The sequence below is a fragment of the Halorubrum aethiopicum genome (assembly GCF_001542905.1).
Lineage (GTDB): Archaea > Halobacteriota > Halobacteria > Halobacteriales > Haloferacaceae > Halorubrum > Halorubrum aethiopicum.
Genome location: NZ_LOAJ01000001.1, coordinates 2253033 through 2273292, shown reverse-complemented (window position 1 = coordinate 2273292; position 20260 = coordinate 2253033). Strand labels below are relative to the sequence as shown.

Annotated in this window: 20 protein-coding genes, 1 tRNA gene and 1 pseudogene; 13 read left to right on the top strand and 9 right to left on the bottom strand. The window is 66.9% G+C overall.

The window, feature by feature from the left end:
* Window positions 1-8: 8 nt before the first annotated feature.
* A complete protein-coding gene (locus AXA68_RS10800; protein WP_066416448.1) occupies window positions 9-1079 on the bottom strand; it encodes a pyridoxal-phosphate-dependent aminotransferase family protein in 1071 nt (356 codons plus the stop codon).
* Between the two features lie 165 nt (window positions 1080-1244).
* Here AXA68_RS10800 and AXA68_RS10795 point away from each other — a divergent pair, with 165 nt between their 5' ends.
* From AXA68_RS10795 to lipA, 3 genes and pseudogenes are all read left to right on the top strand, one after another.
* Complete coding sequence (locus AXA68_RS10795) at window positions 1245-2123, top strand: YqcI/YcgG family protein (RefSeq protein ID WP_066416445.1); 879 nt, start codon at window positions 1245-1247, stop codon at window positions 2121-2123.
* Window positions 2116-2691 carry a cysteine hydrolase family protein gene (locus AXA68_RS10790; protein WP_066416443.1) on the top strand — a complete coding sequence of 192 codons (576 nt, stop codon included), beginning with the start codon at window positions 2116-2118 and terminating at the stop codon, window positions 2689-2691. The genes AXA68_RS10795 and AXA68_RS10790 overlap by 8 nt, the downstream gene beginning before the upstream one ends.
* 70 nt (window positions 2692-2761) lie before the next feature.
* Window positions 2762-3750: pseudogene (gene lipA / locus AXA68_RS10785) on the top strand (lipoyl synthase).
* Between the two features lies 1 nt (window position 3751).
* Here the strand turns inward: lipA and ggt are convergent.
* On the bottom strand, window positions 3752-5413 hold the full coding sequence (ggt, locus tag AXA68_RS10780; RefSeq protein ID WP_066416440.1) for a gamma-glutamyltransferase: 1662 nt from the start codon (window positions 5411-5413) through the stop codon (window positions 3752-3754).
* Between the two features lie 225 nt (window positions 5414-5638).
* On the opposite strand from ggt, the gene AXA68_RS10775 reads away from it, so the two are divergent.
* Both AXA68_RS10775 and AXA68_RS10770 read left to right on the top strand, forming a co-directional pair.
* On the top strand, window positions 5639-6007 hold the full coding sequence (locus AXA68_RS10775) for an Hsp20/alpha crystallin family protein (RefSeq protein WP_066416439.1): 369 nt from the start codon (window positions 5639-5641) through the stop codon (window positions 6005-6007).
* 235 nt (window positions 6008-6242) lie between these two features.
* Entirely contained in the window at window positions 6243-7169 is a 927-nt protein-coding gene (locus tag AXA68_RS10770; protein ID WP_066416433.1) for a DMT family transporter, read from the top strand.
* Window positions 7170-7218: 49 nt separating this feature from the next.
* Here the strand turns inward: AXA68_RS10770 and bcp are convergent, their stop codons facing one another.
* Window positions 7219-7686, bottom strand: a complete 468-nt coding sequence (gene bcp, locus AXA68_RS10765) for a thioredoxin-dependent thiol peroxidase (RefSeq protein WP_066416431.1) — start codon at window positions 7684-7686, stop codon at window positions 7219-7221.
* Between the two features lie 595 nt (window positions 7687-8281).
* Here bcp and AXA68_RS16800 point away from each other — a divergent pair.
* Both AXA68_RS16800 and AXA68_RS16795 read left to right on the top strand, forming a co-directional pair.
* Complete coding sequence (locus AXA68_RS16800; RefSeq protein WP_157884829.1) at window positions 8282-9241, top strand: hypothetical protein; 960 nt, start codon at window positions 8282-8284, stop codon at window positions 9239-9241.
* Between the two features lie 49 nt (window positions 9242-9290).
* Complete coding sequence (locus AXA68_RS16795; protein ID WP_157884828.1) at window positions 9291-9605, top strand: hypothetical protein; 315 nt, start codon at window positions 9291-9293, stop codon at window positions 9603-9605.
* A gap of 351 nt (window positions 9606-9956) precedes the next feature.
* Here the strand turns inward: AXA68_RS16795 and AXA68_RS10760 are convergent.
* Window positions 9957-10030: transfer RNA gene (locus AXA68_RS10760), tRNA-Tyr, on the bottom strand.
* A gap of 168 nt (window positions 10031-10198) precedes the next feature.
* Here AXA68_RS10760 and AXA68_RS10755 point away from each other — a divergent pair.
* Together AXA68_RS10755 and AXA68_RS10750 are read left to right on the top strand one after the other, a co-directional pair.
* Entirely contained in the window at window positions 10199-11074 is an 876-nt protein-coding gene (locus AXA68_RS10755; protein WP_066416430.1) for a hypothetical protein, read from the top strand.
* Between the two features lie 63 nt (window positions 11075-11137).
* On the top strand, window positions 11138-13927 hold the full coding sequence (locus AXA68_RS10750; protein ID WP_066416427.1) for an ATP-dependent helicase: 2790 nt from the start codon (window positions 11138-11140) through the stop codon (window positions 13925-13927).
* 20 nt (window positions 13928-13947) lie between these two features.
* Here AXA68_RS10750 and AXA68_RS10745 read toward each other — a convergent pair whose 3' ends face one another.
* Window positions 13948-14136 carry a hypothetical protein gene (locus AXA68_RS10745; RefSeq protein WP_066416425.1) on the bottom strand — a complete coding sequence of 63 codons (189 nt, stop codon included), beginning with the start codon at window positions 14134-14136 and terminating at the stop codon, window positions 13948-13950.
* Between the two features lie 71 nt (window positions 14137-14207).
* Complete coding sequence (locus AXA68_RS10740; RefSeq protein ID WP_066416423.1) at window positions 14208-15188, bottom strand: formyltetrahydrofolate deformylase; 981 nt, start codon at window positions 15186-15188, stop codon at window positions 14208-14210.
* A 180-nt stretch (window positions 15189-15368) separates the two neighbouring features.
* Here AXA68_RS10740 and purS point away from each other — a divergent pair, with 180 nt between their 5' ends.
* Window positions 15369-15620 (top strand): phosphoribosylformylglycinamidine synthase subunit PurS, encoded by a 252-nt coding sequence (purS, locus tag AXA68_RS10735; RefSeq protein WP_066416421.1) that lies wholly within the window; start codon window positions 15369-15371, stop codon window positions 15618-15620.
* Entirely contained in the window at window positions 15617-16294 is a 678-nt protein-coding gene (gene purQ / locus AXA68_RS10730; RefSeq protein ID WP_066416419.1) for a phosphoribosylformylglycinamidine synthase I, read from the top strand. The genes purS and purQ overlap by 4 nt, the downstream gene beginning before the upstream one ends.
* Before the next feature lie 25 nt (window positions 16295-16319).
* Here purQ and AXA68_RS17130 read toward each other — a convergent pair whose 3' ends face one another.
* On the bottom strand, window positions 16320-16805 hold the full coding sequence (locus AXA68_RS17130) for an SHOCT domain-containing protein (protein ID WP_198530049.1): 486 nt from the start codon (window positions 16803-16805) through the stop codon (window positions 16320-16322).
* Window positions 16806-16902: 97 nt separating this feature from the next.
* Between AXA68_RS17130 and AXA68_RS10720 the strand changes: the two genes are divergently transcribed.
* A complete protein-coding gene (locus AXA68_RS10720) occupies window positions 16903-17295 on the top strand; it encodes a VOC family protein (RefSeq protein WP_066416418.1) in 393 nt (130 codons plus the stop codon).
* A gap of 22 nt (window positions 17296-17317) precedes the next feature.
* Here the strand turns inward: AXA68_RS10720 and AXA68_RS10715 are convergent, their stop codons facing one another.
* Window positions 17318-17596, bottom strand: a complete 279-nt coding sequence (locus AXA68_RS10715; RefSeq protein WP_066416414.1) for an acylphosphatase — start codon at window positions 17594-17596, stop codon at window positions 17318-17320.
* Window positions 17597-17680: 84 nt separating this feature from the next.
* Between AXA68_RS10715 and AXA68_RS10710 the strand changes: the two genes are divergently transcribed.
* The gene (locus AXA68_RS10710; protein ID WP_066416412.1) at window positions 17681-18031 is read left to right on the top strand and encodes a DUF4870 domain-containing protein; all 351 of its coding nucleotides are present in this window, start codon (window positions 17681-17683) and stop codon (window positions 18029-18031) included.
* Window positions 18032-18701: 670 nt separating this feature from the next.
* On the opposite strand, the gene AXA68_RS10705 is transcribed toward AXA68_RS10710, so the two are convergent.
* On the bottom strand, window positions 18702-20219 hold the full coding sequence (locus tag AXA68_RS10705; protein WP_066416410.1) for an aldehyde dehydrogenase family protein: 1518 nt from the start codon (window positions 20217-20219) through the stop codon (window positions 18702-18704).
* Between the last annotated feature and the right edge of the window lie 41 nt (window positions 20220-20260).

Here is a 20260-nt window from a genome sequence, read left to right as displayed (position 1 = left end):
CTCTCCCGTCACAACACCGCCTCGAGCGCGTCCATCGTCTCGTCGACGCGCTCGACGCGCGCGGCGTGGCCCATGTGGCCGACGCGTACCACGTCGTCGGCGAGGTCGCCGAGGCCGGTCGCGACGAGCACGTCGTGTTCCTCGTGGAGCCGGTTCTGGAGCGCCTCGGCCCGACCGGGGACCTTGAACGCCGTCACGGTCGGCGACGCGCGCTCGGGGTCGCCGAACGGTTCCAGGCCGAGCGCCGCGCCGCGCTCGCGACACCGCGCCGCGGCCGCCTCGTGGCGGGCGTAGGCGTCGTCGAGGCCCTCCTCAAGCAGGAGCGCGAGCGCCTCCTCGAGCGCCACGACGTTCGTCGTGAGGTGGGTGTACGGGAACCCCTCGTCCGTGTCGCGCCACGGGAGGAAGTTCGTGTACAGCGAGTGGGGACCGCGTTCCTCCATCGCCGCCCACGCGCGGTCGCTGATCGCGGCGGTGGTGAGCCCCGGCGGCGCGCTGAAACACTTCTGGGAGGCCCCCAGACAGACGTCGATCCGCTCGGTCGGCACCGGCGTCCCGCCGAGCGAGGAGACGGCGTCGACGACGGTGAGCGTCTCCCCGTCCGTCGATTCCAGCAGATCGATCGCGGGATCGAGGTCGTTGAGGGTTCCGGTGGGCGTCTCGCAGTGGACCATCGTCGCCACGTCGAAGTCGGCGTCACTCTCGGCGAGCGCGGCCTCGAGGGCGTCGAGCGGGAGCGGCTCGTCGTAGGGAGCGTCGACGGGGGTCGCCTCGCCGCCGTACGACTCGACGAAGTCGGCGAAGCCGTCGCCGTAGAGCCCGTTAGAGAGACAGAGGACCTCGGTGCCGGGCTCGACGAGCGAGGCGATCGCGGCCTCCAGCCCGAGGATCCCCTCGCCGCCGGGGACGACGACGTCGTGCGAGTCGACGTCCCCGACCCCGTACACCGTCTCCAACCGGTCGACGAGGTCGGCGTAGACGTCCCGGAACGCGGGGTCGACGTCGGGGTTGATCAGCTCGCGGCTCATCGACTCGCGGACGGGCTCTGGGACCGCGGTCGGTCCCGGCGTCATGAGCATACGTCGTCACTCGCGGCCGACGGGATAAACGCCCCGGCGGGCCGTGCGTGCCGACGCGTCGAGGCTCCGGTCGCCGCGCGGCTCGAATCGGTCGTCGCCGTAGCGACGCTCTCACGGCGCGGATCTCGCCGAAAGTCAAAAGCCGGTGGCCCACGGAGCGAACCCATGAACGAGCCCGGAACCGAGGGCGTGCTGTTGGACCAGGAGACGCTCCACGGTCGGCTCGAGGACGCGCCCGGCTGGCTCGCGGACCACTACCGCACGTTCCGCGAGTCGATGCTCGGCGAGCGCGACGGGTCGCCGTTCCCGTGTTACTTCGGGATCGAGGTCGAACGTGAGGGCGATCTGCTGTACGGGGCGTGTGGATCCACGAGCGACCCCGCCGCGCTCCTCCGGCTCCGCGACCTCCTGTTGGAGTACCTCGAGACGTACCCCGACCACGCCGAGCGCGCGCCGCTCGCGGTCTTCTTCGCCCCCTTCGGCGAGGACGCGACCGAGGCCGACTACCACGAGGCGCTCTGGCACGTCCTCGAGTTCCTCCACGTCCACGACCCGGAGCCGTGGCCCGAGGAGATCCCGACCGACCCCGACGACCCCTACTGGGAGTTCTGTTTCGGCGGCGAGCCGCTGTTCCCCACCTCGCGGGCCCCCTTCTACGACGACCGCAAGAGCCGCTACTCGCCGGTCGGCCTGGAGATCACCTTCCAGCCGCGGGCGGTGTTCGAGGGGATCACGGCGGACACCGAGGCCGGCGAGCGCGCCCGCGAGACGATCCGCTCCCGGATGGAGGCGTACGACGGCGTCTGCCCGCACGCCGACCTCGGCGACTGGGGCGCGGAGGGCGACCGCGAGTGGAGACAGTACCTGTTCCGCGAGGACGACGCGGAGAGCCCCGACGAGTGCCCGCTGGAGCCGACCCGCGAACACCCGAAGGCACCCGACGCGCTGCTCGAGCGCGGCGCGTGGCGACGCTTCGCGGACGCCGACGACGGCGGCGGCCCGGGCGGATCGACGCCGACCGTCCTGGGGGTCGGCGATGACTGATCCCGGCCCCTCCGACGACTCATCGCTCCCGGACGACGCGGTCCTGCTCCTCGTCGACTTCCAGACCGGCTTCGACGAGCCGGGGTGGGGCGAGCGCAACAACCCGGACGCGGAGGCGGTCGCCGCCGACCTCCTCGCGCGCTGGCGCGCAGCCGACGACCCGATCGCGCACGTGCGACACGACTCGACCGAGCCGGAGTCCCCGCTCCGCGGGGACGCGCCGGGGTTCGCCTGGAAGGCCGAGACGGCCCCGGCCGCCGGCGAGGCGACCTTCGTGAAGTCGGTCAACGGCGCGTTCCTCGGGACCGACCTCGACGAGTGGCTGACGGACCACAGATACGGGACCCTCGTCGTTTGCGGGCTCACCACCGATCACTGCGTCTCGACGACCGTCCGGATGGCGGAGAACCGCGGCTACGACGTGTACCTCGTCGCCGACGCGACCGCGACCCACGAGCGCGAGGCCCCCGACGGGGAGCGGATCGATCCGGAGACCTCCCACCGGGTCGCGCTCGCGCACCTCTCCGGGGAGTTCGCGACGGTGATCGACGCCGCCGACCTGGGTTGAGTCCGACGGACCCGGACTCGAACCCGGATCGACCCGCACGCTTTTCCTCCCGCCCCCCGAGGGATCGAGCATGCAACGCGGCCGGCGGAAACCGGACTGGCTGAAGTCGCGTCCCCCTCGGGGAGCCGGTTCACGGAGATCAAGGCGATCCTCCGCGACCGCGACCTCCACACCGTCTGTGAGGAGGCGAACTGCCCGAACATGGGCGAGTGCTGGTCGGGGGGCGCGAACGCGCCCCCGAACGACGAGGCGGCGGACGCCGCCGAGGGCGGCCGCGGCGGGCCGGGCACGGCGACGTTCATGCTCATGGGCGACCGCTGCTCGCGCGGGTGTAACTTCTGTGACGTCGAGACCGGCGGGATGGAGCCGCTCGACCCCGACGAGCCGGAGAACGTCGCGGACGCGGTCGCGGAGATCGGTCTGGAGTACGTCGTCCTCACGTCCGTCGACCGCGACGACCTCGCGGACGGCGGCTCCGAGCACTTCGCCGAGACGATCCGCGCGATCAAGCGGCGCGACCCCGGGATCCTCGTCGAGACGCTGATCCCCGACTTCGGCGGCGACCCGGAGGCGGTCGACCGGATAATCGACGCCGGCCCCGACGTGATCGCCCACAACGTGGAGACGGTCGAGCGGCTCCAGTGGCCCGTGCGCGACCGTCGCGCGGACTACGAGCAGTCGCTCTCGGTGCTCGACCGGGTCGACCGCGAGTCCGACATCCACACCAAGACCAGCCTCATGCTCGGCGTCGGCGAGTACGACCACGAGGTGTACCGGACGCTCGGCGACCTCCGGGAGGTCGGCGTCGACGTCGTCACCTTCGGCCAGTACCTCCAGCCGTCGCGCTCGCACCTCGACGTCTTCGAGTACGTCCACCCGGACGTCTTCGAGACGTGGCGCGAGGTGGCCGAGACGGAGTTCGACTTCCTCTACTGTGCGTCCGGACCGATGGTCCGTTCGTCGTACAAGGCCGGCGAGCTGTTCGTCGACGCGCTCCTCCGGGAGGGGCGCTCGCCCGAGGACGCGAGACGGCGGGCGCGGGCGGCCGGCGGGGACTGAGTTAGTACCCCTGCGCGTTCCCGTCCTTTCGCGGCTCCGTCGCCGCCGAGAGGACGCCGTCCTCGTTCCGCGCGATCTGTGCGCCGCCGAACATGACCGGGGAGAGCGTCCGGACGTCGTGGTCCCTCCGGACGAGCTTCGCCGCCACGTCGTCGTCGAAGTGCGGCTCCAGCGCGAGCGTCCCGTCCTCGCGGTACCGCCACCGCGGCTCGTCGAGCGCGCGCTGGAGCGGCATCCCGTGATCGACGAGGTTCGAGATCACCTGGACGTGCCCCTGCGGCTGCATGTACCCGCCCATCACGCCGAAGGCGGCCCAGTCGTTCTCGTCGAACCGAACGACGCCCGGAATGAGCGTGTGGAACGGCCGCTTGCCGGGCTCGAGGCTGTTCGGGTGCTCGGGGTCGAGCGAGAACGACGACCCGCGATTCTGGAGGGCGATCCCGGTGTCGCCGGCGACGAGCCCGGAGCCGAACCCGGCGAACCGCGAGTTGATGTACGAGACCACGTTCCCCTCGTCGTCGGCGACGGTGAGGAGGACGGTGTCGGCGTCCTCGGCCTCGCCGGCGTTCGGCACGCCGAAGGTCACGTCGTGGTTCGCCGTCTCGCCGACCTCGGCGGCGCGTTTCCTCGCCCACGCCTTCGACCCCAGCGGCGGGTGGTCCTCGTAGTCGGGATCGGTGATGTAGCGGTGGCCGTCGTGGAAGGCGACCTTCAGCGCCTCGGAGAGGTAGTGGACGTGTTCGGCGGAGTCGTGGGGATGTTCGCCCGCGCCCAGCTCCTCGGCGACGTTGAGCGCCTCCAGCGCGATGAGCCCCTGGTTGTTCGGCGGCAGCTCGTACACCTCCGCGCCGTTGTACGTCGTCGAGACCGGCTCGGGCCACTCGACCTCGAAGTCCGCGAGGTCGTCGACGGTCATGAACCCGCCGTGCGACTGGACCTCCGCCGCTATCGCCTCCGCGATCTCCCCCTCGTAGACCACGTCCGCGCCCTCCTCCGCGATCCGCTCCATGGACCGGCCGAGTTTCGGGAGCGTCACCCGCTGACCGACCGACGGCGACTCCCCGTCGAAGAGGAAGGCGTCGCGGGCGTGGGGGTCGGAGAACAGCTCCTCGGCGCTCTCCCAGTAGGAGGAGATGACCTCCGAGACGGGATACCCCTCGGTCGCGTACCGGATCGCCGGGGCGAGCGCGTCGGCGAGGGTGAGCCGACCGAACCGCTCGATCGTCGCCTCCCATCCCCGCGCGGTGCCGGGAACGGTGACCGCGTGCGGCCCGTAGAAGGGCATGCCGGCCTCGTCCGTGTCGTCGACCGCGTACCCGCCGTCGTCGGGGTAGTAGGCGGAGGGGTCGTCGGCGTCCCGGAGGGCCGACCGGACGTTCTCGATCGTCGCGTCCGCGGGCGCGCCGCCGCAGGCGCGCATCGCGCCCACGTCGCCGTCGGCGGTCCGGTACAGCGCGAACACGTCGCCGCCGAGCCCGGTCGAGGTCGGCTCCACCACGTTGAGCGCGGCCGCCGTCGCCACCGCGGCGTCGAAGGCGTTGCCGCCCTCGCGCAGGACGCCGACGCCCGCCTCGCTCGCGAGCGGCTGGCTCGTGGCGACCACGCCGCGCTGGCCGTAGACGGTCGATCGTCGGGACGTGAATCGGTCGAGGTCTGGTTCCATATCACTCGCCCACGGTCGAACGCCGTAAATAACCCCATATACCGGATCGATGGTGCGCCTTTTCGGTTCGTCCGGAGCGCCGCCGCCGGGATCCGCCTGGAAGGCCGAGACGGCCCGTCGACGGGTCCGTACGTGGTGTGTAGTATGTGTGTTATTTACACTCACGAAACGTGTGATTTATTACGAACCGCAACCATACTACCGAGTGGATTCGAGGTGGTACACATGGCTCTTCCACGACCAGCAAGCACGTGGACCGGAGGCATGGACATGCCGAGCAGACTGTTCGAGCGCGGCAGCGACGATTACCAACTGTACGAACAGGACGACGAGTTCGTCCTCGCGGTGGAGCTTCCCGGCTTCGATCCGGCGGAGCTCACCGTCTCGTGGGACGACGGCACGCTGAACGTCGCCGGCGAGCACGAGGACGAGTTCCGCGGGACCCGCCGGACGTACCACCGCCGGTTCCGGTTCCCGAAGACGATCGAGAAGGAGGAGATCGAGGCCGAGTACGAGAACGGCGTCCTCACCGTCCGGCTCCCGATCGCCTTCGAGGCCGCGACGAGCGGCACCGAGATCGAGATCGAGAGCTGACGGGTTCGTCGGGATCGGTCGACGACGCGGAAGCGTCGTCGAGGACGAGCAATCCGCGATTCGCCGTCACGCCGTTTCTTCCGCGATTCGCCGTCACCTCTCCCGTTCCGTTCACGGCGAGCCGGTTCGTTCGCGCCCTCCGAGGCGTGCCGTCTCTCCGCGCCACCGAGGCCGATAACCCCGTTGGCTGACCGGAACGGACACCGATATACGGGAGGCCGCCCTCCCCATCGGCGTGTCCAGGTATCGCGACGTCCTCCTGTTCTTCCTCCTCGCAACCCTCTGGGGCGGCTCGTTCGTCGCCATCGAGGTCGGACTCGAGTACTATCCGCCCGTGTTGTACGCGGCCTACCGGTTCGACATCGCCGCGTTGGTCCTCGTCACCTACGTCCTGCTCACCGAGTCGAGCCCGTTCCCGCGGACCCGCGGCGACCTCGCCGCGATCGGGCTCAGCGGCGGGTTCAACGTGGCCGTCAACAACTCGCTTCTGTTCACCGGCCAGCAGTACACGACGAGCGGGATCGCCTCGATCACCTACAGCCTCGTCCCCATCGTCACCGCGGCCGTCGCGGCGCTGTGGATCGGCGAGTCGAGCCTCGACCTCCGAGGGAGCCTCGGCGTCGTCCTCGCGTTCCTCGGCGTGGGGCTCGTCGCCCAGCCCGACCCCGCGAACCTGGCCGGCGGGGTGACGATCGGGGTCGCGCTGATCTTCGTCGGCGTGGTCTCCGTCTCCTTCAGCAGCGTCGGGCTCCGCGTCGTGGAGACGACGTTCTCGAGCGTCGCGCTCACCGGGTGGGCGATGCTGTTCGGCGGGCTCGCGATGCACGGGTTCAGCCTCGGGCTCGGCGAGGGACAGCGGCTCCCCGCGACCGAACTCCCGGCGCTCGTCGCGCTGGGATTCCTCGGCGTGCTGTCCTCGGCGGTGGCGTACACGATCTATTTCACGCTCCTCGACCGGCTCGGCGCGTTCGAGATCAACCTCGTCTCCTACGTCGTCCCGGTGGTCGCGACGGTCGCCGGCGCGGTCCTCCTCGCGGAGCCGGTGACGGCGACGACCGTCGCCGGGTTCGTCACCATCCTCGGCGGCTTCGGGCTGGTCAAACGGCACGCGATCGCGGAGGAGGTGCCGAAGCTCGTCTCGCGGGTCGGCGGGTTCTTCTGAGGGGGGCCGCGAGGGACGCGGCCTCGGTCTCCTCGCGCCGTTCAGTCTCTCAGTCCTCGATCGCCGCGACGTCCTCGAGGATCCGCGCGGCGTGCTCCTCCGGGGAGACGCCCTCGTACGCGAGCACGATCGTTCCCTCGGCGTCGACGACGTACGTGTTCCGGAAGACGCCGTCGAAGACGTCCCCGAACATCTCCTTTTCACCGTAGGAGTCGTACGCGCTCGCGACCTCGCCGTCGGGGTCCGAGAGGAGGTGGAATGGGAGGTCGTGTTTCGCCGCGAAGTCCGCGAGGTCCTCGACGGGGTCGTCGCTGATCCCGAGGACGGCGACGTCGGCCGCCTCGAAGGCGTCCCACTCGTCGCGGAAGCCGCACGCCTCCGTCGTACAGCCGGGCGTGTCCGCCCGCGGGTAGAAGTAGACGACCGTGTAGGCGGCGTCGCCGTCGCCGAGCGAGACGGACTCGCCGTGCTGGTTCTCGAGCGTGAACGTCGGAGCTTCCGTGCCGGGGTCGAGCATACCGCTCGTCGAGCCGGTGGGCGCTTATGTACTGCGGTGTAGATCGCTAAAATCTCGTCGTTCACGGAGGGGATACGGAAGACCGCGTCTCCCCCGTCTGCGCACACTGAGGACACCGAATGTGGCGACTCGGCCCGGTCCCTTTTATCGATGCTCACGTCTCCTCCGGAGGGCTCCGAGGGTGTTTCATTGGTCCGGATAATCACGCCGGATCTCTCTTCGATTCGCGGTTCGCCGTGGTGGACAATTCATCCAAAACCGCGAACAGAGAGTCGTCAGTCTGATGAATCAGGAAGTGGATGTAGTCAGCACGACCCCTTTCGTGTTCGTCGGCCTGTTAGGTCACGTCGTTGATTACCTCCATCGGGTGTCGACAGTCACATTAATCGAAGGAGAAATATCGATAGATATGACACAGACGGAAGCCATACGCCAATTTATGAGCCAGATGTTGATAATATTTCACTTTGCATGGGATCATATAATTTGGATTAATATAATGTTTTGAAATCCGACACAATACAGCAATATTTCTACTACATTCAAGAATTCTCGACACATTAATATGGTGCCCTATCAACATGAATTATAACATATGCCGACCAGAGTTGCCTCCGTACTAGGATCATATGATTTATTTGCAAAAACGATACCTGGAACATTATTTTTCATTGCTCTGGTATCCCTCAGCCCATCTATTCCGGATGTGTCCCTCGATGGAGCAAGTCTAGGCGTTATTTCAATTCTTTTTATAGTTACTGCAGTATCTGGACTTATTATTGGTCAAGCACTACATTCAGTTGCTGTAGCGGGCGAAACTGCTGGGTACAAACTCACCCGGATTATCCACGATAGTTCCACGAGAGCAAGAACTAGTTACTGGAAAAATTATCAGAAAATGGATCCAAGATCTCCAGAAAACACTCTGTCTAAGGAATGGCCTTTTATTGAAACAGAGCTTGTTTTACGCCGTTTGTTTGGTCAAATATATTGTTGGATTGTCAATCGTGTTAATGAAGTCGTTCTTCCCCACCGAGTGTGGTTCAAAAAGCGGCTTAGAGACGAATTTGGTGAAGGAAATGAAGCAGACGGATTGTATGACTGGTTCAAATTACAGTCTAGAAATCAATTAAAATCGATGGACATGGACCTGGTTGAAGAGCATGAGAAGATCTATCGGTTCGTCATGAGTTACCTTAGGTTTGTCAATAGTGGAAGAGCCAGAAAATTCCAAGCTACATCGTCATTCTGTAGAAGTACATGGCTCACATTACTGACATTCGCTATAGTCTATGTAATTATCATCTTGGGTAATGTGGAGCCTATAATTGGTTACTCGCCAGTTATTGAGCCTGTATTAGTTGAATACGGCTATAGTATACCAGTTGGTCTATTTACTGGCACACTTCTGTTCATGTACTCTGCTGGGCAGTACAAAAAACACTTTACAGAATATATTGTAGTTGATTTTTATAATGCTGTAGAGAATAATTCAGAGTCAAAGGATATAAAACTGGATGTTGAAAAACTAGACGTAAATCTCAACGATAAATAATATAAAATTGATACAAATCCTTAAGTTAATACCGTCAGTATTCCAACCCATGCCCCTGTACAAAAGGGATGTCGAAGACAAGCAGGCAGGATTCAAGATCTCTAAAGCAGATACGGAAAAGCTTAGTGATGATCCCTCTGAGTTATATTATGATATCTTTACAGACCGATTTATGAGTAAGTACACCAGATTCACTTCTTTCAGAGAATTCATGTACGAGAGTCCCACGCAGTTAGATCACCCACCTTCACCGCAAACTCGGGATTTTGACAGATTTGTCTCAAAAAAGACTGTCTTTGATGACTGGGAAGAGATGAAAGAGAAGGCAATTGAGGAATGGGTCGTGTCTGAAATTGATCCCTAAATATTGGTCTATCGTACTGGCAAATCAAGAGGGCTAGAAACAGTGGACTTTAACTATATCCCCGGACGTGGAATGCGCAAGTATTGAGAAATCGAGAGCACCGAGGTGGACCGTTAGATCGCGTTGACCTTGGATTTTTTAACCGTCCTCTGAAAATTGAGTCTACCGATTCATGTCTTCCCTGAGTAGAATCAGCTAAAACCGGAGTATAAGTGGTTTTGCGGCGAAACTCGTCTCCGATGTCCCTGAATTCAAATACGTGAGACATCCTGCGGTCGCCTCGCTGTTCTCGCGAACGAAGACGGAGGACAAACCGACCTACGGTCGACTCCGAATTGGTTTGAGAGGAAGTCCGCCCTCCCCGAATTGAACGGGGGACAAGCCGATCTACAGTCGGCTGCTCTACCAGGCTGAGCTAAGGGCGGTCACTGAATTCTACCCGCTGGATCCGACTTAAGGGTTCCCTTTCGGGGGCGGTTCGTCCCGGTATCGCACGCCGGAGCCGTCACGCCGGGGCCGCGCGTCGGCGACGCCACACCGGCCGGTCGACGCGGCGCGCCGTCGTTAAGTCGGTCGGGGCGGGAGCGGTGTGTATGAGCGACGACGGACCGGAGCGACAGGCCACGTTCGGGACCGACGGCAGCCTCGAGACCGACACCACGCCGGAGGCGACCGGCGAGAACGACTTCGGCGAGCGGAAGGCCGAAAACGAGACCGACGGCGGCTACAGCCGCTACGCCGTCTCCAGCCTGCTCCAGAAGGCGGTCCGCCGCTCCGACGAGGAGGTCGCGGCGTGGGCCGCCTGGGAGCTCGCCCGCTCGGGCTACGCCTGGAACCTCTGGGACCGCCTGAACCTCTACGTCGTCGAGGACCTCCGCGCGGGAGACGAGATCGCCCTGACCGTCGAGCGCTACGAGGAGCTCGCGACCGACCGCTGGGAGCCCGACGGCTGGCGCGGCCGGCTGTGTGCGGTCCACGCCGCGCTCGCGGCCGCCCGCGCCCGCTCGACCCGCGAGGCGGCCAACGCCGACGCCTATTTCTCGGCGGTCGCCGAGGAGCGGGCCGCGGCCCGCGAACGCGGCGAGGAGCCCGACCGCGACTTCCCCGCCGGCGACCTCGAGGCGGGCGGACGGTTCGACGTCGCCCTCGACGGCCACACCGGCGAGGGGGCCAAACGCGACCGCGGGACGCGCTTTTTCAAGACCCGCGGCGCGCGCGTCGGCCCGGAGGGCGAAGACGAGACGAGCGCCCGTTGGCAGCGACTCGCGATGTCACTCGACGACGATGTCGACTACTCGGCGGCCGAACTGGAGCACGCCGTCGCGCCGGTGGACCCCGACGACCCGTGGACGGAGCCGGCGGAGATCGGCGGCGACGAGACCGACGACGATGACGACGAATCGATCACCGACGAGTCGGTCGCCGACGACGCGAACCCGGACGGGTCGCTGACCGACTTCTCGGGGTAGGGTGGGCGGTTCGTCCGAGGGTCGACACAACCGCTTTGACGCGGCGGCCCCACGGATCGGACCGTGACCGACGGAGCGGACGGGACGACCGGAGCCGCCGAGGCGCGGGCGAGGCGGCTCCTCCGGGAGGCCGGGGGCGACCGCGACTGGCCGTTCGACCCCGAGACGGTCCCTATCGACGACGCGGGCGTCCTCGAACACCTCTCGCCGGTCGTCCGTCGGTGGTGGGTCGAGCGGTTCGGCGCGCACGTCGCGGAGAACGGCGGCCTCTTCACGCCGCCACAGCGCGGCGCGATCCCGCACGTCGCCGCCGACCGGAGCTGTCTCGTGGCCGCGCCGACGGGCAGCGGGAAGACGCTGGCGGCGTTCACCGCCGTCCTCGACGACCTCTTCGCGCGCGACCGCGCCGGCGACCTGGGGAACTCGGTGTACTGTCTGTACGTCTCGCCGCTCAAGTCGCTCGCGAACGACGTCGAGCGCAACCTCGAGACGCCCCTCTCGAAGCTTTCCGAGCGGATCGCGGGGCGAACGGACAACGAGCCGGACGTGCGCCAGTCGATCCGTCACGGCGACACCGACGAGGCGGACCGGCGGGCGATGCTCGGAGAGACGCCGCACGTCCTCAACACGACGCCCGAGACGCTCGCGATCCTGCTCAACGCGCCGCGGTTCAGGGAGAAACTGCGGACCGTCGAGTACGTGATCGTCGACGAGATCCACTCGCTGGCGGCGAACAAACGGGGCACGCACCTCTCGGTCTCGCTCGAACGCCTGGAGGCGCTGGCCGACGGCTCTCCCACCCGGATCGGCTGTTCGGCGACGGTGGACCCGCTAGAGGGGATCGCGGAGTTCCTCGTCGGTCGCGAGCGCGTCGCGGGCGAGGTCGGCGACCCGGACGGACTGACGCCCCGCGAGTACGAGGTCGTCGACGCGCGGTTCGGCCGGGAGTTCGACCTCGCGCTCCGGACGCCCGCCGCCGACCTCGTCCACACGCCGCGGTCCGTCGTCACCGACCGGTTCTACGCGGCCCTCCACGAACTGATCGAGGGCCACGAGAACACTCTCGTGTTCACGAACTCCCGCTCGGGGGCCGAGCGCGTCCTCAAGGAGCTCCGAGACCGGTTCGACTACGACGAGTCCGACTCCGGCTGTCATCACGGAAGCCTCGGGGAGGCGACGCGGGTCCGGGTCGAGGAGGGGCTGAAGTCCGGCGACCTCGACGTGGTCACGACCTCGACGAGCCTCGAGCTCGGCATCGACATGCCCCACCTCGATCTGGTCGTCCAGGTCGGCTCGCCGAAGTCGGTCGCCTCCCTCCTCCAGCGGGTCGGCCGGGCTGGCCACAGCCCCGGCGAGACCGTCGAGGGGCGGTTGTTCGCGCTCGACCGCGACGAGCTGGTGGAGTGTGCGGCCACGGTCGCCCGCGCGGAGGCCGGCTTCGTCGACCGAGTGGTCGTCCCCGAGAACGCCGCGGACGTCGCCGCCCAACACGTGTACGGGATGGCGATCAACCGGGTCCGTCCCGACCGCGAGATCCGCGAGACGCTCCGACGGGCGTGGCCCTATCGGGACTTCGGGGAGGAGCGCTACGAGTCGTTGATGCGGTACCTCACCGCGGACTACGAGGGGCTGGCCGACCGAAACGTCTACCCGAAGGTGTGGCGGGACGCGAACGACCCGCCCGGCGGCGACCACCATCACGAGGGTCTTCCGGTCGGCGAGACGCTCGTCGGCAAGCGGGGGCGGCTCGCCCGGGTCATCTACATGACCAACGTCGGGACCATCCCCGACTCGTTCAGCTGTGCCGTGTACACCCGCGAGGACGAGCGGGTCGGGACCCTCGACGAGGCGTACCTCGACACCGTCGATCCCGGCGACGTGTTCGCGCTCGGCGGCGAGCGGTTCGCGTTCCGCTACCGCCGCGGCTCGAAGGTGTACGTCGACCGGACGGAGGAGCGGGCGACGGTCCCGACCTGGTACGCCGAGCGCCTCCCGCTGTCGGCCGACCTCGCCCGCGAGGCGCTCGCGTTCCGAGGGGAGCTTCTCGAGCGCTTGGAGGCGGGCGGCCCGCCGGCGGTCCGCGCGTGGCTCCGCGAGTTCCCGCTCGACGGCAACGCGGTCCGCGCGATCGCCCGTATGTACGACGAACAGGTGCGGTACGCCGGCGTCGAGAGCGTTCCGACGCCCTCGCGGATCGTCGTCGAGGAGGAGCTCGACAGGGAGGCGTACAAGCGTCGATTCTACGTCCACACGCCCTACGGCCGGCGGTTCAACGGCGGCCTCTCGCGGCTGGTCGCCGCCGAGTGCTCGCGACGGATCGACGCCGAGGTCGCTCGCGCGGTCGCGGACGACGGCTTCAGCCTCGCGGTCCCGCTGAACCGCAAGATCGACGTCGCGGGCGTCCTCCGCGGGTTGGACCCCGACTCCGTCCGCGAGGACCTTCGGGACGCGCTCGAGGGCACCGACGCGTTGAAACGGACCTTCCGGATCGTCGCCGGCCGGGCGCTCATGGTGTTGAAACGCTACAAGGGCCGCGAGAAGACGGCCGCCCAACAGCAGATGTCCGCGGAGATGCTGCTTCCCTTCGTGACGGACCTCGAGGGGTTCGTCGTGACCGAGGAGACCTACCGCGAGCTCGTGGAGGACGACCTCGACGCGGCGGGGATCCGCGACGTCCTCGAGGGGATCGAGCGTGGGAGGATCCGGGTCGTCCACCACGCGACGGAGTCGCCGTCACCGCTGTCGTTCGGCCTCGCGACGCTCGTCGACTCCGACGCGGTCATCGCGGACGACGAGGCGAGCGCGCTCCGGGAGTACCACGCCAGCGTGATGGCGGCGATCGGGGAGGAGTGAGGGACGGAGACTCTGACCCGTCACCCGAGCCCGACGACGCTCGGCGGAACCTCCGGCAGGGTCTCGAGGAGGGAGACGGTGTAATGGAGCAGCACGACGAGGACCACGATCGACAGCAGGGCGAGAAGGACGGAGACCACCCGGTCGTCGGTCCGGACGGTCGCCCGGGAGTCCGCTCCGATCTGCCGCCCGCGGTCACGTCCGCGCATCGTCGGAGATAGGCGACAACGCGGATAAAAACGTCGCGATCGGTTCGGGAAGCGCCGTCCGCGGACGTCGCTCAGTCAGATCCGGGCGTCGGCGGGTCGGGCCGCGTCAGCGGCTCGCCGTCGACCGGCTCCTCGGGGTTCGCCTCGCTCGCTGCCGCGGGGAGCCCCAGGTCGGGATCCGCGTCCGACTCCTCGCGTACGTGGACGGTGCCGCGGTGGACCGCGATCGCGTCCGCCAGGTGGAGCCGAACCGCCTCCAGCAACGCCTCGGCCTCGAGGGGCTGCCCGCGGCGTTTGATCTCCTCGACGGTCGCGCCGTCGGGCACGTCGAAGGCGCGCTGGGCGATGATCGGCCCCTGATCGAGGTCCGTCGTCACGTAGTGGGCGGTGACGCCCGCGATCCGGACGCCGGCGTCCTTCGCCTGCCGGTACGCCTCCGCGCCGGGGAAGGCGGGCAGAAGCGAGGGATGGACGTTGACGATCCGCCCCTCGTAGCGGAAGACGACCTCCGGCGAGAGGATGCGCATGTAGCGCGCCAACGCGATCAGGTCCACGTCGTACTCGGCCAACAGGTCGAGCAGCCGCCCCTCGTCGGTGTTGCCGCTCCCGTCGCCGACGTCGTAGAAGGGCTTGTCGTAGCGCTCGGCGAGCGACCGGAGGTCGCCGCGGTTGCCGATCACGACCGGGATCTCGGCCTCGCCGTCGTCGGCGAGCTCGCCGTTCGCCTCCGCCTCCAACATCGCCTCGGGGACGTGCGTCTCCTTCGTGACGAGCAGCGCGACCCGGCGGGCGTCCCGGTCGCTGGGGAACCGCACCTGGATGTCGACGTCGAGGTCGCGGCCGAGCTCGGCGAGCGCCCGCCGAAGTTCGCCGCGGGAGGTCGTCATCTCCGCGGTGTCGACCCGCGTCGTCATCCGGAAGACGCCGTCGCGGACCGCCTGGTCGAGCCCCTCGATGTTGATTCCCCGCTCGAACAGCAGGGAGGTGACGCGAGCGATGAGTCCCGTCTCGTCTCCTCCGACGACCGTGATCTCGGTCAGTTCGCGGGTCATGCGCCGATCACCTCCGCCGGTTCGAACGGTGGCATACACCCACACCAGACCCCGGAGGGGTTTGCCCCTTTCGTTCCGTTCCGACCGTCGTCTCCGACGATCGACCGAAATAGATCCACGCTCGTGTATAGACGCGGCGTTCCAAAACGGTTTTTACACACGACCCCGCACCATCGGACGATGACCGAATTCACCGCGACCGTGACGGTCCGGCTGAAGCGGGGGGTGCTCGATCCCGAGGCCGAGACGACGAAGCGGGCGCTCGAGCGGCTCGGGTTCGAGCTCTCCGCGCTCCGCTCGGCCGACCGGTTCGAGCTCGACCTCGAGGCCGAGGACGCCGCGTCGGCGGAGGCGCGCGCCGACGAGATGGCCGAGCGGCTGCTCGCGAACCCCACGATCCACGACTACGACGTCGCGGTCGCGGAGCGATGACCGTCTCCGTCGTCCAGTTCGGCGGGTCCAACTGCGACCGCGACGCGGTCCGCGCGCTCCGGCACCTCGGGATCGACGCCGAACGCCGCTGGCACGAGGACGGCCTCCCCGCCGACCCCGACGGGATCGTCCTCCCCGGCGGCTTCTCCTACGGCGACTACCTCCGGGCGGGCGCGATGGCCGCACGCGCCCCGATCATGGCCGAGGTCCGCGAGGCGGCCGAGGCCGGCGTCCCCGTCCTCGGCGTCTGTAACGGCGCGCAGATCGGCTCGGAATCCGGGCTCACCCCCGGCGCGTTCACGACCAACGCCTCCGCGCGCTTCCAGTGTGAGCCCGTCCACCTCCGGGTCGAGCGCGCGGACACCCCCTGGACTGCCGCCTACGACGAGGGCGACACCATCGAGGTCCCCATCGCCCACGGCGAGGGACGCTTCGAGATCGAGGCCGACGCCCACGAGGAGCTCGTCGACGACGACCGCGTCCTCTTCCGCTACTGCGACGCCGACGGGAACGTCACCGACGCGGCGAACCCGAACGGCTCGACCGACAACGTCGCCGGCGTCCTCGGCGAGCGCGAGACGGTCGCGGTGTTGATGCCTCACCCCGAGCGCGCGACGCTCCCGGATCTCGGCCGGAGCACGGACGGCACGGGGATCCTACAGGCGTTCGCTTGACCGGCTTCGCGCCGATCGGTCGTCGCTACCGTTGGCGCAGCGAGGCCGAGCGTTCTGCGTCCCCGAACTCGTCGTCGAATTCACCGTCCCCGTCGCCCTCCTTGCCCTCGAGTTCGCGCTCCAGCGCCCGCTCGAACTCGGCCTCGGTGAGTTCTCCCTCGGTGTAGCGCCGCTGAAGTCGGGTGATCGGGTCGAGTTCCGCTTCGCCGTCGACCCCGTCGTCTACTTGGTCCTCCTCGCCCCCGCTCGCGACCGCGCGGACCCCGACGTAGCCGAACGCGAGGAGGGCCGCGAACGCGAAGAGCGTGAGCGGGAAGAGGAAGAACCCCGATCCGCCCATCATTCCGCCGCCCATCATTCCGCTGCCCATCATCCCGCCGCCCATCATCCCGCCGGGACCGGTCGTGCTCGCGGTCGGAAACCCGACCACGAGCGCGAGGAGCCCGATGCCCACGAGCGCGACGAGGCCGATACCGGCTGCGACGAGAGAGGATCGATCGAGACGAGTCATGTGTGATACATACATTTCTACGCATATATGCCACACGACCGGTCTCACGTCCGTAGATTCCCGTCGGTTTTTGCGCCCCGGGTCCGAACCGAACCCCATGAAAGCACGTCACATCGACCACGTGAACCTCCGGATTCCTGAAGACGGCGTCGCCGACACCCGGGAGTTCTACGGCGACGGGCTCGGCTTCGGCATCGAGGACGCGCTCTTCGAGGCCGGCGAGAAGCCCTTCCTCGACGTGCGGCTCTCGGCGACCGGCGTGATACACCTCTGGCCGACCGCGGAGTTCGAGCCGCCGACGGCGACGAACTACGACCACGTCTGCGTCGTCGTCGAGGAGTCGCTCGAGGCGATCGAGGCCGAACTCGCGGAGGCGGGGATCGACCTCGAGCGGACGCTGGAGTCGCCGCTCGGCGCGACCGGGGAGGCCGCGGCCGCCTACGTCCGCGACCCGTTCGGCTACCGGATCGAGATCAAAGCGCGCGTCTGAGGGCGTTCGCCGGCGCGATCGGTCACCGTCGGATCTCGAACCCGTCGAGCCCCTCCGGCTCCCCGTAGGTCGCGTCGACGTCGTCGACGTCGGCGGCCGGGCTTCCCGTGTGACACCACTCGACCAGTTCCTCGACGGCGGACTCGGGTCCCTCGAAGACGGCCTCGACGCGGCCGTCGTCGAGGTTCCGCACCCAGCCGTCGACGCCGCGCTCGCGGGCGGCGTCCCGCGTCGTCGCGCGGTAGAAGACGCCCTGGACGTTCCCGGTGACGTACACGTGTGCTCGCGTTCGTGAGGACATCTCGGAACCGCCTTCGGCTCTGCGGTCAGTAAAAACGGCGGTACCGACACAATACTTAAGAAGCTCCTATATGATCGGCGACATATGTCAGTGGAGACCGACGACGGCGAGCCGGAGACGGCCGAGGGCGACACGACGCTGGCGGCGCTTGCGCACGCGTCGGCGCTCGTGGCCTCGGTCCTCAGACCGATCCTGTTCTTGGTGCTCGCGGACGACGACGACGAGTTGGTGAAAGAGAACGCGAAGAACTCGCTGAACTTCCAGATCGTGATGTTCGTCGCGTTCGTGATCTCGGGGATCCTGACGGTCGTGCTCATCGGCCTCCTGTTGATCCCGATATTCGCGATCATCGATCTGGTGTTGGTGCTCATCGCGACGGTGAAAGCCAACAACGGCGAGGTGTACGAGTACCCGTACACGCCGAGCATCGTCTAGGATCGCGGCAGGGAGTTGCCGAGGATCATCGCACGGAATCGTCGTGACGAGTCCGCGGCGAGCTTCGGGCGAACGAGAATCGAAAACGAGTCTCGAGGTTCCATTGAGATCTTTTTCGGATCTACTCTCGTCCGAGACAGATGGTCGCTGAAGAGTGCTAGTGGTAGGGCTGTTTCGTGAGTGATCGAGGTGAATTAAAATCGACCGTTACTGGCGCGGAGAACACGACCACGGCGGACGCCGCCAAAGCCCCAGTCGCGAGGACTCGGGGGCCTCGTTGCGCTCCTCAGTCGCTCGTTTCACTCCCTCCCTGTGGTGCTTACGTCGGCCGCCTTCGCCCTCGCGACTGCCCCTTTGAGTCCCAACCAACCGCTCCGCAACCGCACCTCACGCCTCCCCAGCCTCGCGGCTCCCTGCTCGCGGCTTCGCCGCTCGCTTATCGAGGTACTCACTTCGTTCGTACCTCGTCACACTCGCCGCGTCCCTCGCGGGCCGGTCGCGAGCCTCCGGCCCGCTCCCGGGCGCGCCACCGCTCCGGCGATCGCTCAGTGCTTCACCTGTATCGACCGAAATCGGGACAAAAAACATCCGTTTAACGACGGTTGAACGGAGCCGGTTTCCGGGGGTTCCGACGCCGTTCACGATCTCCGGCTGACTCCGCGTTTCCCGCTCAGTCGTCGGTCTTGATGTCCGCCGAGAGGCCCTGGGCCATCTCGATCTCCTTGGAGTTGTTCAGCGTCCAGGCGGTGCGGTCGGTGACGGCCTCGATCGCCTCGCGGGCGGAGGGGTAGCCGTTGCCGGACTTCTTCACGCCGCCGAAGGGCAGCTGGACCTCCGCGCCGATACACGGCAGGTTCCCGTACGCCAAGCCGATCTCGGCGCGGTCGCGGTAGTAGTTGATCTGGCGGTAGTCCTCGGAGATGATCGCGCCGGCGAGCCCGTAGTCGGTGTCGTTCTGGATCTCGACGGCCTCCTCGATGTCGCCGTCGTACTCCATCAGCGCGACGTGGGGGCCGAAGACCTCCTCGTGGGTACACGTCAGGTCGGCGTGGGCGTCCGCCTCGTAGACGAACGGGCCGACCCAGTAGCCGTCCTCGTGGCCGTCCGGGATCTCCTCGTCGTCGAGTTCGGTCCGGTCGACGAGCACGTTCACGCCCTCCTCGCGGGCCTGCTCGTTGTTCCGAGTGACCTTCTCGTGGTGTTCCTCCTCGATGAGCGGGCCCATGAACGTGTTCTCGTCGAGCGGGTCGCCGACGGAGACGCTCTCCGCGATGTCGACGAAGCGCTCCTTGAACTCGTCGTACACGTCCGAGTGGACGATCAGGCGCTCGGAGGAGACGCAGCGCTGGCCGGTGGTCTTAAACGAGGACATGACCGCCGAGTGGACCGCGATGTCGAGGTCCGCCTCCTCCGTGATCACGATGGCGTTCTTGCCGCCCATCTCGCAGGCCGCGCGCTTGCCGGCGACGCCGCCGAGCTTGTCCTGGATGTGGTGGCCGACCTCGGCCGAGCCCGTGAAGATCACGGTGTCGACGTCGTCGTTCTCGACGATCGCGTTGCCGGCGTCGCCGTACCCCTGGACCATGTTGAAGACGCCGTCGGGGATGCCCGCGTCCTCGAACATCTCCGCGATGACCTGCGCGCACCACGGGGTCTGCTCCGCGGGCTTGAAGACGACCGTGTTCCCCTCGACCAGCGCGATGGCCATGTGCCAGTACGGGATGGCGACCGGGAAGTTCCACGGTGTGATACAGCCGGTGACGCCGCGGGGCTTCCGGCGCATGTAGGCGTCCTTCGCGGGGATCTCCGAGGGGACGATGTCGCCTTTCGGGTGACGGGCGTCGCCGGCGGCCCACTCGACCATGTGGGCGGCCTCGACCACGTCCGCCTTCCCCTCGCTTATCTCCTTGCCGCACTCCTTGGTGACGATCTCGCCGAGCTCGTCGGTCCGCTCGCGGAGCTCGTGGTACACGTCCCAGAGGTACTCCGCTCGGTCGATCCGGGAGAGCTCGCGCCACTCCTCGAACGCCTCGTCCGCGGCCGCGACCGCGCGGTCCACGTCCGCCGGCGTTCCCTTCCGGAACTCGCCGAGCGTCTCCCCGGTCGCGGGGTTCTCGCTCTCGAACGTCTCCGTTCCCTCGCCGTCGACCCACTCGCCGTCGATGTAGTGGTTGTAGGCGTCTGCCATGGACGCGTCTTTTCTCCGCGGACGCCAAACTCCCCACCCTA